Source organism: Azospirillum formosense, from assembly GCF_013340925.1.
In the GTDB taxonomy this organism is placed as follows: Bacteria; Pseudomonadota; Alphaproteobacteria; order Azospirillales; family Azospirillaceae; genus Azospirillum; species Azospirillum formosense.
The window spans coordinates 1-14,653 of sequence record NZ_WHOR01000141.1 but is presented as its reverse complement, the minus strand read 5'-3'; the positions used below and the strand labels follow the sequence as shown (position 1 = coordinate 14,653).

Below are 14,653 nucleotides of genomic sequence, written 5' to 3'. Positions count from 1 at the left end.
GCGCAGGGTGGGGATCATGTCCTCAAGACGGCGGATCACCGACGTCGCTGCGGCCGGTTCGGTGGTCGGGTTGCCCGACGACAGCAGAACGCGCCGCTCCACGCCCGCCGCGCGCGCCGCCTCCATGTCGGTCGGCTGGTCGCCCAGGAAGACCGAGCGGGCCAAATCCAGATCCAGCCGCCGCGCCGCGTCCAGGATCATGCCGGGGTTCGGCTTGCGCCAGAAACTGTCCCGTGCATAGCGTTCGACCGTTCCACCGCGGTGGTAGGGGCAATGGAAAACCCCGGCCAAGTCCACGCCCTGTGCCTGGAAGACCGTCCGCATCCAGCCGGTCAGTTCCAGGAAGGCGTTTTCGCTGAAGTAGCCTCGGGCGATTCCCGACTGGTTGGTGATGACGGCGATGCGAAAGCCACGGTCCATGGCGTGCCGCGCCAGCGGGAAGATGCCGTCCATGAAGGTGAAGCGGCTGCGGTCGCCGACATAGCCATAATCGACGTTTACCACCCCATCGCGGTCGAGCAGCAGGGCCCGGTGAGCCAATGAAGTCTCCTGATGACGCGGGTGATCTGGAGTGTTGTCGCGATCGAAGCCGGCGGCGGAGTTTGGAGTCTTGTCGCGTCCCCCGGACCGCCGCCGGTGACGGTCCTCAGCGCATGAGCTGGGCCATCTTCCGTTCCGGAATCGGGGGAGGGGAGGGGTGCAGAAGCAGCCCGTGGTCTTCCACGTCGACCTTCGCTTCGGGATAGACGGCGAGCGCCAATTGCAGGGCCTCGATGAAGCGTTTCCGGAAGTCGCGCAGTCGGGAGTAACCCGCGCCGAACTGTTCGAAGACCGCCGGCCAAGTGATCGTCGTGGACTTGTTCAGGCTGTGCAGCCGGTAAGCCAGCCAGATGTAGATGTCGATGCTGGTGCTGTTGTTCTGGATGTGCCGCAGCGCCGGTTCCCAGATCGGCACCGGATGCGCTTTCAGTTCCCGGAAGAAGGCTTCCGAGAGGAGGACGCGGTCTTCCCACAGCGTGCCTTGCGGGGAATTGTGTTCCGACGAGAAATGAATGCCGCCCTTGACGATCGAATCCTTCTCGAAGCCGAGGCTGTTCGCGTCTTCCCAGGCGAAGGTCAGGTTGCAGGCGGCGATGCGTGACGCCTGTTCACGGATATCGCGGTAGGTCTGGCCGCCCACCGACAGGCCCATGCGGTCCAGCCAGTCGTGCATGCTGCGTCCGAGTTCGACCTCCCGGCTGTCGGTTTGCAACGCGCGGGTCTGGAGGTAAAGCAGGATCATGCGCGCACGGCTGCCATATGGAACGCCGTAGAGCTTGAAGCCACCGCCTCTTACCGGCAGACGACCGGGCTCGATCAGCAGACGAATCCGATGACCGCGCCGTTCCCACGGTTGATCATCGGGAAGCCGGCGGTGGGGAAGTGCTGTCAGGGCAAAACCTGAATAGGTAATGCCAAGGTCCTGGCGCTCCTCCTCCAGAACCGCGGCAGCGATGTCAACCAGCGAGCGCTGATCAGGATCGGTCTGGAGTGCTTTGGCCTGTTCGCGCCCCACTTGGCTGATCAGGCGATGCAACTGGCCCATAGCGCACTGTTCTCGCCGTTTGTTCCAGGTTCATTTATGACCCGATCCATATCACGACGGGTTGACAGCCGCAATTTGGAATCTTGTCGCGCAGACTATTTGTAAGGTTACTAGATTCACCTATTAGTTTGAGCGACAAGACTCCAGTAGAGAATCGCGAGTCGCGCGACAAGAGTCCAGGAATCCCGCGACAACACTCCAGGGGATAACTCGTTCGTCCTGTGGAAGCTTGGGTGGACGCGACAAAACTCCAGTTCTACGTTTCCGATTCGTTTGTGAATGCGATTCGTTGTGCGACTCGGTGAAACGGGTTCGTGAAGACGGTTCCGGCCCCCTTCGCAGGTCGGATGGCGGACCGGAGTCGGGGGAGGGGGCGCGACAAGACTCCAAATGATCCCTTCCCTCCGGCAGCCGGCGCCCGACGGAGGGAAGGAACGGAAAAGGGGAGGGCGCCGCTGGGCACCCTCCCCTTTTCATGGACCGGTCCTTGCCCTTTGCAGGCTTCGTCAGGCGCAGAAGCGGCTGCGGAAATAGTGGATTGTGCGTTCGAGGCCGTCGCGGAGGGGGATTGTCGGCTGCCAGTCGAGGATGGCCTTGGCCTTGGCGATGTCGGGACGGCGCTGCTTTGGATCGTCCTGTGGGAGGGGGCGATGCTCGATGACGGATTGCGATCCGGTGAGTGCGACGACCATCTCGGCGAGTTCGAGCATGGTGAACTCACCGGGGTTTCCGATGTTGATGGGTCCCGTGACCTCGGGCGGGGAGTCCATGAGGCGCATCATGCCCTCGATGAGGTCGTCGACGTAGCAGAAGGAGCGGGTCTGCAGGCCCTCGCCGTAGATGGTGATGGGCTCGCCCTTGAGGGCCTGCATGATGAAGTTGGAGACGACGCGCCCGTCGTTGGGGTGCATGCGCGGTCCGTAGGTGTTGAAGATGCGCATGACCTTGATGGGCAGGGCGTGCTGGCGGTGGTAGTCGAAGAACAGGGTCTCGGCGCAGCGCTTGCCCTCGTCATAGCAGGAGCGCGGGCCGATGGGGTTGACGTTGCCCCAGTACTCCTCGGGCTGGGGGTGGACGCTGGGGTCGCCGTAGACCTCGCTGGTGGAGGCCTGGAGGATGCGGGCGTTGAGGCGCTTGGCCAGGCCGAGCATGTTGATGGCGCCGTGGACGCTGGTCTTGGTGGTCTGCACCGGGTCGTGCTGGTAGTGCACGGGGGAGGCCGGGCAGGCGAGGTTGTAGATCTGGTCGACCTCGATGTAGAGCGGGAAGGTGACGTCGTGGCGGATCGTCTCGAAGTTCGGATGGCCGATCAGATGGGCGATGTTCTGCCGCGACCCGGTGAAGTAGTTGTCGAGGCAGATCACCTCGTCGCCGCGCGCGATCAGCCGCTCGCACAGGTGGGAACCGAGGAAGCCGGCGCCGCCGGTCACCAGGACGCGCCGATTGTAGCTGCGGATTCCGGTCATGGAGTCTCTCTGGGAATCAATGTGGCCGACCGATCGGCGCCATCGGCGATCGGAAGCCTCTTATGGGGATTGCGTGTGCAGATGGCCGCAACCGCGGGGATTTGGCAAGCGATTATGCCGCGCCGGCCCGCGGCGCGGGCCGGCTTTCCAGGTGCGCCCTGGGGTCACGTCCCTGCGATGCCCCTCAGCTGCAGGGCTTCCACCACCCGTTCGGCGAGCGCGTCGACGTCCGCCTCCGCGGTCTTCAGCCGCAACTCCGGCGCATCCGGCTCCTCGTAGGGCGAGTCCACACCGGTGAAGTTGCGCAAGGCCCCGTCCCGCGCCTTGGCGTACAGGCCCTTCGGATCGCGCCGCATACACTCCTCCAGCGGCGTGTCCACAAAGATCTCCAGGAAGGCGCCGTCGGGCAGCAGGGCGCGCACGGCCTCCCGTTCCGCCCGGAAGGGGGCGATGAAGGCGCACAGCACGATCAGCCCGGCCTCCGTCATCAGCTTCGCCACCTCGCCCACCCGCCGGATGTTCTCCACCCGGTCGGCGTCGGTGAAGCCCAGATCACGGTTCAGCCCCAGCCGGACATTGTCACCGTCCAGCATCATCGTGTGGTGGCCGAGCGTGTGCAGACGCCGTTCCACCCGGTTGGCGATGGTGGACTTGCCGGCCCCCGACAGGCCGGTGAACCATAGGACCGCCGGGCGCTGCTGCTTGACCGCCGCGCGCTCCTTCGTGGACACCGCCAGCTCCTGCCGGTGCAGGTTGGCGGCGCGGCGCAGGGGATGCAGGATCATCCCGGCACCCACGGTCCGGTTGGAGAAGCGGTCCACCAGGATGAAGGAGCCGGTGTGGCGGTTAGCCTCGTAGGCATCGAAGGCGATCGGCGCCGCCGTGGACAGGTTGCACAGCCCGACCGCGTTCATCTCCAGCACCGTGGCGGCGCCATGCTCCAGCGTCTCCACGTTCATCGTGTGGCGCAGCGTGGTGACGGTTGCCGGAACCCACCGCGCGCCCGCACGCAGCAGGTAGGAGCGGCCGGGGATCAGCGGCTCCTCCGTCATCCACAGAAGATGCGCGGCGAACTGGTCGGCCACTTCCGGCCCGCCGTCCGGCCCGCTCAGCAGGTCGCCGCGCCCGGCGTCCACCGCCTCCTCCAGAGTCACGGTCACCGCGTCGCCGGCCCGTGCCCGTTCCACGTCGCCGTCGAAGGTCACGATCCGGGCGATCCGGGCGGAGCGCCCCGACGGCCACACCGTGACGGCGCCGCCGGTCTCCAGCCGGCCCGACAGGACCGTTCCGGACAAGCCGCGGAAGTCCGGTTCGGGGCGGTTGATCCACTCCACCTGGAAGCGCAGCGGCGCGTTCTCCGTGCCGCCCTCCGCCGAACCATCTTCCACGGCGACGGTTTCCAGGTGCTCCAACAGGGCGGGACCTTGGTACCAGGGCATGGCCGCGGAGCGGTGGACGACGTTGTCGCCGCGCCGCGCCGACAGTGGGACCGCCGTCATCGACAGGAACTTCAGGGGGCCGGCAAAGGTCGTGAACTTCTCCCGGATGGCGGTGAAGACGGTCTCGGCGCCATCCACCAGATCCATCTTGTTCACCGCCAGAACGACGTGGCGGATGCCCATCAGGGAGGCGACGATGGCGTGCCGCCGCGTCTGGGTCAGCAGGCCCTTGCGCGCGTCGACCAGCAGCACGGCGAGCGACGCGCCCGAGGCGGCGGTGGCCATGTTGCGGGTGTACTGCTCGTGCCCCGGCGCGTCGGCGACGATGAAGCTGCGCCGCGCGGTGGCGAAGTAGCGGTGCGCCACGTCGATCGTGATGCCCTGCTCGCGCTCGGCCTCCAGCCCGTCCACCAGCAGGGAGAAGTCGATCTCCCCCTCCTGGTCGGTCCGGCCTCGGCTGTCGCGCCGCACCTGCTCCATCTGGTCGTCGGGGACCAGCCCGGCGTCGTGCAGCAGCCGTCCGATCAGGGTGGATTTGCCGTCGTCCACCGACCCGCAGGTGAGGAAGCGAAGCAGGCTCTGTCCGGTGCCCATTTCCATCAGAAATACCCTTCCCGCTTCTTGCGCTCCATGGAGGCCGGCTCGTCGCCGTCGATCAGGCGGCCCTGCCGTTCGGAGGTCCTTGAGGCCCGCATCTCCGCGATGATGTCCTCGACGGTCGTAGCATCGGACTCGATGGCCCCGCTCAGCGGGTAGCAGCCCAGCGTGCGGAAGCGCACCCGGCGCATCTCCGGGACCTCGCCGGGATTCATCGGCAGCCGCCCGTCGTCCACCATGATGAGGGTCCCGGAACGGCGCACCACCGGACGCTCCGCCGCGAAATAGAGCGGCACCACGGGGATGGATTCCGCCGCCACGTAGCGCCAGACGTCTAACTCGGTCCAGTTCGACAGGGGGAAGGCGCGGACCGACTCGCCCGGCTGGATGCGGGTGTTCCACAGGCGCCAGAGTTCGGGCCGCTGGTCCCGCGGGTCCCAGGCGTGGGCAGCGTTGCGGATGGAGAAGACGCGCTCCTTGGCCCGGCTCTTCTCCTCGTCCCGCCGCGCGCCGCCGATCGCCGCGTCGAAGCCGTAGCGGTCCAGCGCCTGGCGCAGCGCCTCGGTCTTCATGACGCGGGTGTGGACGGCGGAGCCGGATCGGATCGGGTCGATGCCCCGGTCCACGCCGTCCTGGTTCGTATGGACGAGCAACTCCAGCTCCAGCCGGCGCACCGTCTCGTCGCGGAAGGCGATCATGTCCCGGAACTTCCAGCCGGTGTCCACATGCAGCAGCGGGAAGGGCACCGGTGAAGGGTGGAACGCCTTGCGCGCCAGATGCAGCAGCACGCCGCTGTCCTTGCCGATGGAATAGAGCAGCACCGGCTTGCCGAAGCTGGCGGCGGTCTCGCGCAGAATGGCGATGGATTCCGCTTCGAGGCGTTTGAGATTGTCGGGCAGGTTCGCCATGGGATCCAGATGGGTGGGAAGCCGGTCGATACGGTGGAGCGGGCGGCCGAGCGGCGGCGCTCGGTGGAGCGCTACACCAACATGCACGTTTAGAGTGTAAAAAATACCTTGATGAATGTTAAGGGCTGTGGCTTGTCATATCTTTATATCTTTGATGCGGTGGGGCCAGCAGGCCGGGCAGGGACCGCCACAGCAGCAGACTGCCGCGCAGCACCGCACGGGCATCCGCGGGGGAGCGGGAGGCAAGCGCGTGGGCCAGCCGGACCAGCGGTTCCACCGTCAGGGTCGCCGTCGCCACCACGGCGGCGGCGGGGGCGGTGAAATGTTTGGCGGCGAATTGTATCCGGCTGCGCAGCGCGTAGAACAGGCGCAGGTCGCGCACCCGGTCGGTGGTGCCGCAGCCGCGGTGGAAGGCCTCCGCCCCGGCGAAATGCATCACCTCCCAGCCCGCTTGGCGCGCGCGCAGGCACAAGTCCACGTCGTCGAAATAGACGAAAAAGCGCTCGTCGAAGCCGTCCAGCTCCTCGAACAGGGAACGGCGGATCAGCAGGAAGGCGCCCATCACCTGTTCGACGGGGCGGCTGTCCAGATGGTCCCACTCCGCCATGAAGTGCGGCGGGAACCGTCCGGGCCACAGCCGGTCCAGCCCCACCGCCTGGGCGAGGATGCGGCCGGGTGTCGGCACCCGCGCGCAGGATCGCTGGGTCCGCCCCGCCTCGTCCACCAGCCGGATGCCGAGGACGCCGGTGCGCGCCTGCGCGGGCTCCGCTAGGAAGGCGAGCGCCGGTGGCAGCGAGCGTTCGGAAAGCCGGGTGTCGGGGTTCAGGAATAGCAGCCAGTCGGCCCGCGACCCGGCGGCGCCCTGGTTGCAGGCGGCGGCGAAGCCGCGGTTCACCGGGTTGCGCAGAACGGTCAGCGGCCCGCCGCCTGTAACCAGGGCGTCGGCCTCCAGCCCGTCCGCCGACCCATCGGCGGAGGCGTTGTCCACCACCACCATCGCCTCCAGCGCGAAGGCGCCGGTCAGGGCCGAAGGCACCGAGGCGGCGCAGGCGCGCAACAGGTCCCCGGCGTTCCAGTTCACGGTGACGATGCGGACCGTTGGGGTTGTCGGTGTGCTCATGGCGGCACCATGGCATGGGGCGGGGGCGTGGGGAAGATTCGGCGTTCCAGCCTTCGGAGGAATGTGGTCTGTTACCGCGCTCCCCCTGTCCGGGGTCACGCCTGTCCGGCATGAAGGAGGAAATAGGGAGGATGCCCGGTCGCATGCGCACGTTCCTCCGGCATGAGCCGGCCCGTTTCGGGCCGCGGTCGACCGCCGCGCTTTTCTATGGTGCCGCCGCACTCTTCTACGTGGTGTTCAGCGCGCTGCTTCTGGTGAAGACGCCGCCCTACGCCGGTCTGGACGAGCCGTTCCATTGGCAGAGGGTGTTGCAGATCGCCCAGGGCCGCTTCCTGGCCGAGGAGCTGGGTCCCAACTCCTGGGGCGGGCCGATCGACCGCGCCAGCTACGTCCACATGCTCCACTACATCGTGCTGATCCAGCAGCACGCTCCGGTCGACGCCGCGCAGGCCCGCGCCCTGTCCGATCAACTCGCCGCCCAGCCCCCGCAGGACGAGGTGGTGCCTTTTCCCAGCTCGGCCAGCTTCGCGCCGCTCGCCTACCTGCCGCAGGCCGCCTTCACCGCCGCGGCGCGCGCCTGGGGGCTGGGTCCGCTCGACCAGATGCACGCGGGGCGGATCGGCAACGCGGTGGCCTATGGGCTGATGGTGATGGCGATCTTGTGGGCGCTGCCCGGCGGGCGGCTGATCTTCACCGCGCTCGCCCTGTCGCCCTTCGCCCTGCAAAGCGCCTGCTCGCTCAGCGCGGACCCCCTGAATCTGACGATTCCCGCCTTGCTGCTGGCCCTGGTCTGGCGGTTCCGCGCCCGCGGCACGGCGCTCGGGCCATGGGAGGCGGCGGGGCTCGTGGCCCTGTCGGTGGCGCTGGGCTTCCTGAAGCTGACCATGGCGCCCTTCGCCGCGGCGGTGCTCTACCTGCCGGGCGCGGTGGCCGGCGGGACGCGGGGACGGGCCGCGCTCACCGCGCTTTGCCTCGGCCTCGCGGTGGGCATCGCGCTGTCCTGGAACATGGCCTACCCCTTCGTCCCCGGCCCCTATTGGGGCACCGCCGCCGACCCGGCGGCGCAGATCGCGGCCATGCGCGCCGATCCGCTGGAGACGCTGCGGATCTTCGCCACCACGACGCGGGACTGGGCGATCATGTGGTGGCGCGACAGTTATGGCCGCTACGGCGGCCATCCCCCGCCCTGGAGCGGCTACGCCGACGACCGCCTGATCCTGGCGGCCCTGTGGCTTCTTCCGGCCCTGGCCCTGTGCGACGGCGCCCGCCGCCGTGACCCGGTGCTGGCGGTGGGCTACCTGCTGCCGGCTCCAGCCTATGTGCTGCTCGTCATGGCGGCCTTCTGGGTCGGCTTCACCCCGGTCGGGGCCGAGACGGTGCTGGGGCTCCAGGGCCGCTACTTCCTGCCGGCGCAGGTTCTGGTCGTCCTGGCGCTCGCGGCGGCGGCAGGCCCCTGGAACCCGACGGGCCTGCGCCAGGGGCTGCGCCTCGGGCTGTTTGCCGCCTGCATGGCGCTGAACGGCGCGGTTCTGCTGGACGTGCTGGCCGCCTGGGGGCGGCTGTGGGTTGCGGCGGCCGGCGTGAATTGACAGCGGCGGCGCGCAACGCCTATCTGTTGCGGCCCGATTTCCTCACGCGCCGGTGGCGGTGCCGCCTGCGGAGCCTTCCAGGACAGTCCCATGGAACAGCGCCCTTCCGCCCTCCGCCTCGCCGCCAGGACCCTCCGCACCGCCCTGACGCGGACCGGCCTGATCGAACCGCCTCCTCCTCCTCCCCCGCCGCGCAAGCCCTTCGTCTACGCCGTCGAGGTCTTCTGGTGCGACCGCGACGGCGCCTATCTGGAAGGCTGGATCCACGCCTACGAGCGGCGGATCCTCACCCTGCGCGTCGCCGCGGGGGAGGACGCCTACGAAATCGCCAGCTTCGCCCCCCGCCCCGATGTGCTGCCCCATTACGCGGAGTTCCCCAACAGCGCGCAGAGCGGCTTCAAGCTCTATCTCCCCTGGCGGGCCGGCTCCCCGGTGACCTTCGAGGTGATCACCGCCGACGACCGCTTCGTCGAGACGATCGAGCTTCCCCGTTCCCCCGAGGCCACCCGCAAGCCCTACTGCCTGACCGACGGCAGCGCCTGGCAGGACCCCAAGCCGGAGCACGGCGCGGCGGAGCAGGCGTTCGAGGACTTCCAGCGCGCGGTGAACGAGCGAAAGCTGGTCGTCGCCGAGGTCGGCGCCCGCGTGGTCAGTTCGCAGATGAGCCCGCTGCGCGCCGCCTTCGCCGGGGCGGAGCGCTACATCGGCATGGACATCCACGCGGCCCCCAACGTCGACGTGGTCGGCGACGCCCACTACATCCACGACCTGATCGGGAAAGAGGCCGCCGGGGCGGTGTTCTCGCTGTCGGTGATGGAGCATCTGGCCCAGCCCTGGCTGTTCGCCTACGGCGTGAACCGGGCTCTCCGGGTGGGCGGCCTGACCTATCACCTGACCCATCAGTCCTGGCCCCTGCACGAGGAGCCGAACGACTTCTGGCGCTTCAGCGACGAAGGGCTGAAGGTGCTGTTCGGCCCGGCCATGGGGTTCGAGGTGATCGCCGCGGGGCTGAGCAGCCGCGTGCGCATCTATCCCGACCAACGCCAGCCGGCCCAGGCCCTGATGCCGCTGGTCTCCTCCTTCGGGGGCGCCTTCGTGCTGGCGCGCAAGGTGCGGGACCTGCCGGACGGCGCCGTGGCATGGCCGACCGATCGCGACACGTCGGAAAACCGCGCCAGGCATTATCCGCAGCGCGGCTGACGAGGCATCAAAGGCATTGCGCTTTGCCGAGTGTTTCCTTAGCCGAACCGCCCCCGCTATAGCGCGGGGGTTCTGGGGGTGCCTGGGCCGGTCCTCTCTGCGGCTCTCGCTTGCGCTACAGCATCCGCAGCCTCGGCCCGGCGGCCGGCCCTCTTCGACGGACGATCCGCTCCGACGCCCTGGCGAACGTGGGGACAGGCAAAGCCGGCCCCGCTCGTGGATTGGTTGAAGCCCGACGCCGCCCGTCTCAGCAGCGGTTCCGCAGCCGCCCAGTGCGCGCAGCACTGGGATGCGTCGAGCCGATCCCAGTCGACGAAGCGTGCCAGCCATGCCGAGTACAGATCGCGCTGCACCCGGCTGCCATCGGCGAACATGTGCCACCGCTGGGACAGCGGCTTCTTCACATACGCGCCCGTATCGTGGCTGAACTGTGACAACCGCGTTGTCCGCGTTACGAACTCGATCACTGAGGCACCAGCACTTGCAGCCTTGCGCTTCAGTATCGAGACGAACAGGGACGGCGCACGCCGTTTCACGCTCCGGCCGAAAGCCTTCTGGAAGCTTCGATAACTGATCTTCTCCGTGTTGATGAGATTGCCCTGTGCCAACACCCGGTTGGCGAGTTCTCCGTGGGTGCGCTTGCGCTCCGCCGCCAGACGCCGTTCCAGGTCGGCCTTGCGGGCCTGCAGGAGGTGGTACCGGCGCGAGCGCACCTTGATCCGCGCGCCCCGGCGGTACGTGCCGTCCGCGCTGAAAGCGTCCGGGTTGGTGGCGCGGCGGGACCGGTCCATGGCGCGTTGCAAGCGGCGGATGATGCGGTCCATGTCCGCCACAGTGGGACAGAACCGTTCCAGGATCGCGTCTGTCTCCGAGACGGCGGCGATGGTGGAGGGGCCGAGGTCCAGGCCGACGACGCCCTCGCCCACCGGCCAGCGTTCCTTGCGGGGCGCCAGCCCCTCCTGCACCAGTTGCGCGAACCAGCGTGTCCGCCCGCGCACGGAGCGGCGCAGGACGCGGACGTACTTGGTGCGGCAGGAGAACGCTTGCTCCTGCCAACCGTCGCGGTCGCGGGGATCGCGCAGCAGGGGCAGCACAAGGCCACTCCACAGCACGACGGGCTTGTCGTCCTGCCATCGCAGGCGGATCACCGCGTCGCCCTTGCCCTCGACCGAGTGCAGGCGGCCGCAGCCCTTGAAGCGGGGGCGCCCGCGCTTGCCGAAGGCGTGCCTCTGCACCGCTGTGAAAGCGCGCAGGCTGGTGGTTTGGGTGTCGTGCGAACCGAGGTGCGCGCCAATCCAACAGGCGTCCCGGCAGGCTTCCGCGTGCTTTTGGATTGAGGCGGCGGTGAAGCTGTAACGGGCGATGGTTGTCTTGAACAGCGCCGTGCGCGCCGTGCTCTTGGGCAGGGCGCGGGCGGCCTGCCAATCCGTGGATTGGCGCATCAAAGCGAGGCGCTTCAGCGCTTCGCCGAGGCAGGCGTTGTAGATGTGCCGAGCGGCCTCCAGCCGAACCGCCAACACGCGCTCATTCGCCGCACTGGTGCGCAGCGGGAACTCGGCGATGTAGCTGGGGGTGGTGGCGCGCATGACGGTATTGTACCTCAAAAGGAACAAAGAAGGAATCTTGTTCGCCTTCGGCGCAAGCGCGGCGGTTCCCTGGCTCACGCGAGAGGCTTGCGCGGCACTCGTTTTTGCTGTTCTGGTCATCCCGCAACGTTGCCGGCGGAGACCGCATGTCGAGGACAGGGTGCTGATGGATACGATCTCGTGGGATTCCGTGTCGTGGGAAGACGGCGGCGAGACGATGCAGGCGGTTTGCCCGGCCTGCGGCGACGCGGCGGCCAAGCCGGTGCGCCTGAAGGTCCGTTCGCCCTGGCCGCCGAACCCGGTCCAGTCGCTGGTGGTGTGCAGCGCCTGCGGCACCGCCGCCTACCCGACTCTGACCCAGCCGCCCTACGAGGCCGTGTTCGACCCGCTGGTCGCCTGCTATCTGGAGCAGAACGCCGGCATCGACAGCATGGCCCGCGTGCTGTCCTCGGTCGAGCCGTCGCAGGTGAAGCGCTATCTGGAGCTGGGCTGCGGCTACGGGCTGCTCCTCGACTATGCGCGGACGGTGTTCGGCTGGCAGGTCCGCGGCTTCGACCCCGGCTTCAGCGCCCAGGAGGGCCGCGAGACGCTCGGCGTGGACATCGCGCACAGCTATCTGGAAAAGCCGGAGGACGCCGGGGAACCCCATGACCTTGTCTTCTGCTCCGAGGTCATCGAGCATGTCTTCGACCCGATCAGCCTGCTCGCGCTGCTGCGGAATGTGCTGACCTCCGGCGGCACGCTGATGCTGACCACCCCGAGCGCCGGGGCGATCCACGCCGGCACCCGGCCCGGCACGCTGCTGTCGCTGCTCAGCCCCGGCTATCACTTCGTGCTGTTCAGCAAGGAGGGAATGGAGACGATCCTGCGCCGGGCCGGCTTCGCCGACGTGCGCGTGGTCGACCAGGGCCATTCCCTGCTGGCCGCCGCCTCGCCGGGGACGCTGTCGGTCGATTTCGACCGCCCCTACGACCGGCGGCTCTACCGCTCCTACCTGGAGACCCGCATCCCGACGCTGGACCCGACGTCGCCGCTGGGCCTCGGCTACCGCTACCGCCTTCTGAAGGAGCTGACCCACGCCGGCGACTACGCCGCCGCCCGCGGCGCGGCGGATCAGGTGGCGGAGGCGCTGCGTCTGCGCTGGGACCATCTGGACCTGTCCGATCCCGCCGCCCTGCTGGCCCGCCTGAAGGCCGACCCGGTGCCGCAGGGGGTCGAGCCCTACCACGCGACGGCGCCCTTCAACCTGTGCGGCATTCTCTATTTCCACGGCATGCTGGCCTGGCAGCTCGACGGGCGCCGCGATCTGGCGGCGCTGTGGTTCGAGGCCGCGGCGCTCGCCGGGGAGCGGATGCGCGCGGCCCTGCACGTCATCGGCGCCGACGACGGCGAGACGGAGGAGCTGTCCTGGCGCGCCCGCGCCAACATCCCGCATGTGCTGGCCTGGGACGCTCCGGACCGGGCGGCGGACGGCGCCGCCGCGCTCGGCACCATCGAAAGCCCGCTGCTGCGCGAGCGCATTCCCGGCGACATCCTGGAGGACGCGCAGCGCAAGATCTTCGTCGATCTGGTCAATCTCGGCCAGTACCGGGCGGCGGACCGGCTGGCCGGGGCGGTGGAAGCCGCCCTGCCGGAGAGCGGCGCCGTGCTTGCCTCCACCGCCTTCGCGCTCGGCATCCTGACGCTGAACCACCGCAAGGCGCCGCGCAGCGCCGCGGCCTTCTTCGGGCGCGCCCACCGCGCCTGCCTGGACCTGCCCGACCGCGCCACCGCGCCGATCGTCCAGGCCCTGCTGTGGCCGGCGCTGTTCCACCAGGGGCAGGCGCTGGTCAACGCCGGAAGGAAGGATGAGGCGGGCGAGGCCCTGCGCGGCCTCCTGAAGCCCGAGGCCGGTCTGCCGTCCGTGCCGACGGAATTGCGGGCGCGGACGGAGCTTCTGGTCCGCACCCAGCGTCTGCCCACCTGACCGCAAGCCCGAGGACGGAAACGCCCCCATGCTGAGCACCCTGATCCGTCTTCCCTTCCGCCTGCGCTTCGTGATCGCCTGGGCGATCGTGCAGAGCAAGATCCTTGCCGGCTACGTCTCCTACTGGATCAGCGCCTTCCGCAAGGACAGTTACGTGCAGGAACGCTGGGATGGGCGGGTGCCGCTCGCCGGGGCGCGCCGCGTGGTGGTGTTCGTCCATTACGACCGGCAGGGCGTCGTCCACGATTTCGTGTGGCATTACCTGCGCCAGCTCCACGCGCTGGGCTTCGCCATCGTCTTCTCCAGCAATTCCCCGCGGCTGGCCGACTCCCAGATCGAGCCGTTGCGGGACATCTGCGCCCTCATCCTCCGGCGCGACAACGTCGGCTACGACTTCGGCGCCTACAAGGAGGGCATCGCCGCCCTTCCGGACCGGGCCGCGTTGGACATGCTGCTGCTCGCCAACGACAGCGTCTACGGCCCGCTGCACCATCTGGCGGGGCTGCTGGAGCGGATGGACCCGCAGGACGCCGACGTCTGGGGCGCCTCGGACAGCTGGGAGTTCTCCTTCCATCTGCAGAGTTATTTCCTGCTGTTCCACAAGGCGGCGCTCGCCTCTCCCGCCTTCGGAGCCTTCTGGGACCGGCTGCGCTACGTCCAGTCCAAGACCTGGATCATCCGCAAATACGAGATCGGGCTGACCCGTGCGCTGCGCCGCGCCGGTATGCGCTGCCGCGCCGCCTTCCCCTACCGTCAGGCGGCGACCGCCCTGATCGAGGCGGTGGTGGAGCGCAACATCGCCGGCGACGGCATGGACCCGGTGCGCAAGTCCTTCATCCAGCAGGTCTTCCGGACGATCAACGCCGGCGTGCCGCTGAACGGGACGCATTTCTTCTGGGATTACCTGATCGCCCAGATGGATTTCCCGTTCCTGAAGCGCGACCTGCTGCAGAAAAATCCGGCACGCATTCCGCTGCTGAACTACTGGGAGCGGGTGGTGAGGCAGTCGAGCGACTACGACACCGAACTGATCCTGCGCCATCTTGAATTGTCCCTGAAGAACCGCAGCGTCTGATACCGTCGCGCGTAAGTCCTGACTTACGCGCGACGGTAAGGGCCGCGACGGCGGCCCCGCAGGCTCATGCCTGCGAAGGCAAGCGGCCGGACGGCCGCGCCCGCCGTCTGAGGGCAAGCGCA

The 14,653-nt window shown here is 68.4% G+C and carries 11 protein-coding genes; 4 read left to right on the top strand and 7 right to left on the bottom strand.

What is annotated here, in order from left to right:
- The 6 genes from GBZ26_RS17895 to GBZ26_RS17870 all read right to left on the bottom strand — a co-directional run.
- A partial coding sequence (locus GBZ26_RS17895) for a D-glycero-alpha-D-manno-heptose-1,7-bisphosphate 7-phosphatase (RefSeq protein WP_174439997.1) occupies positions 1-540 on the bottom strand: 540 nt, incomplete at its 3' end.
- A gap of 106 nt (positions 541-646) precedes the next feature.
- Positions 647-1,585 (bottom strand): replication protein RepA, encoded by a 939-nt coding sequence (locus tag GBZ26_RS17890; protein WP_174439996.1) that lies wholly within the window; start codon positions 1,583-1,585, stop codon positions 647-649.
- Between the two features lie 506 nt (positions 1,586-2,091).
- Positions 2,092-3,051 (bottom strand): UDP-glucuronic acid decarboxylase family protein, encoded by a 960-nt coding sequence (locus tag GBZ26_RS17885; protein WP_174439995.1) that lies wholly within the window; start codon positions 3,049-3,051, stop codon positions 2,092-2,094.
- 164 nt (positions 3,052-3,215) lie between these two features.
- The gene (gene cysC / locus GBZ26_RS17880; protein ID WP_174439994.1) at positions 3,216-5,090 is read right to left on the bottom strand and encodes an adenylyl-sulfate kinase; all 1,875 of its coding nucleotides are present in this window, start codon (positions 5,088-5,090) and stop codon (positions 3,216-3,218) included.
- Complete coding sequence (gene cysD, locus GBZ26_RS17875) at positions 5,090-5,995, bottom strand: sulfate adenylyltransferase subunit CysD (RefSeq protein ID WP_174439993.1); 906 nt, start codon at positions 5,993-5,995, stop codon at positions 5,090-5,092. Before cysD ends, cysC begins: the two co-directional genes overlap by 1 nt.
- Before the next feature lie 118 nt (positions 5,996-6,113).
- Positions 6,114-7,115 (bottom strand): glycosyltransferase family 2 protein, encoded by a 1,002-nt coding sequence (locus tag GBZ26_RS17870; protein WP_174439992.1) that lies wholly within the window; start codon positions 7,113-7,115, stop codon positions 6,114-6,116.
- Between the two features lie 143 nt (positions 7,116-7,258).
- Between GBZ26_RS17870 and GBZ26_RS17865 the strand changes: the two genes are divergently transcribed.
- Complete coding sequence (locus GBZ26_RS17865) at positions 7,259-8,704, top strand: DUF2142 domain-containing protein (protein ID WP_174439991.1); 1,446 nt, start codon at positions 7,259-7,261, stop codon at positions 8,702-8,704.
- 90 nt (positions 8,705-8,794) lie between these two features.
- Positions 8,795-9,904: a hypothetical protein gene (locus GBZ26_RS17860; protein ID WP_174439990.1), complete on the top strand. Its 1,110-nt coding sequence runs from the start codon at positions 8,795-8,797 to the stop codon at positions 9,902-9,904.
- Between the two features lie 56 nt (positions 9,905-9,960).
- Here GBZ26_RS17860 and GBZ26_RS17855 read toward each other — a convergent pair whose 3' ends face one another.
- The gene (locus GBZ26_RS17855) at positions 9,961-11,568 is read right to left on the bottom strand and encodes a hypothetical protein (RefSeq protein WP_211104813.1); all 1,608 of its coding nucleotides are present in this window, start codon (positions 11,566-11,568) and stop codon (positions 9,961-9,963) included.
- Between the two features lie 88 nt (positions 11,569-11,656).
- On the opposite strand from GBZ26_RS17855, the gene GBZ26_RS17850 reads away from it, so the two are divergent.
- On the top strand, positions 11,657-13,456 hold the full coding sequence (locus tag GBZ26_RS17850) for a class I SAM-dependent methyltransferase (RefSeq protein ID WP_174439989.1): 1,800 nt from the start codon (positions 11,657-11,659) through the stop codon (positions 13,454-13,456).
- Between the two features lie 28 nt (positions 13,457-13,484).
- Complete coding sequence (locus GBZ26_RS17845; protein WP_174439988.1) at positions 13,485-14,531, top strand: rhamnan synthesis F family protein; 1,047 nt, start codon at positions 13,485-13,487, stop codon at positions 14,529-14,531.
- Positions 14,532-14,653 lie beyond the last annotated feature (122 nt).

What these genes read in the sequence shown, in the direction of transcription:
- GBZ26_RS17870 (WP_174439992.1), bottom strand. Translation starts at nt 7,115, where the DNA reads ATGAGCACACCGACAACCCCAACGGTCCGCATCGTCACCGTGAACTGG.
- GBZ26_RS17845 (WP_174439988.1), top strand. Translation starts at nt 13,485, where the DNA reads ATGCTGAGCACCCTGATCCGTCTTCCCTTCCGCCTGCGCTTCGTGATC.
- GBZ26_RS17865 (WP_174439991.1), top strand. Translation starts at nt 7,259, where the DNA reads ATGCGCACGTTCCTCCGGCATGAGCCGGCCCGTTTCGGGCCGCGGTCG.
- cysD (WP_174439993.1), bottom strand. Translation starts at nt 5,995, where the DNA reads ATGGCGAACCTGCCCGACAATCTCAAACGCCTCGAAGCGGAATCCATC.
- cysC (WP_174439994.1), bottom strand. Translation starts at nt 5,090, where the DNA reads ATGGAAATGGGCACCGGACAGAGCCTGCTTCGCTTCCTCACCTGCGGG.
- GBZ26_RS17860 (WP_174439990.1), top strand. Translation starts at nt 8,795, where the DNA reads ATGGAACAGCGCCCTTCCGCCCTCCGCCTCGCCGCCAGGACCCTCCGC.
- GBZ26_RS17890 (WP_174439996.1), bottom strand. Translation starts at nt 1,585, where the DNA reads ATGGGCCAGTTGCATCGCCTGATCAGCCAAGTGGGGCGCGAACAGGCC.
- GBZ26_RS17885 (WP_174439995.1), bottom strand. Translation starts at nt 3,051, where the DNA reads ATGACCGGAATCCGCAGCTACAATCGGCGCGTCCTGGTGACCGGCGGC.
- GBZ26_RS17850 (WP_174439989.1), top strand. Translation starts at nt 11,657, where the DNA reads ATGGATACGATCTCGTGGGATTCCGTGTCGTGGGAAGACGGCGGCGAG.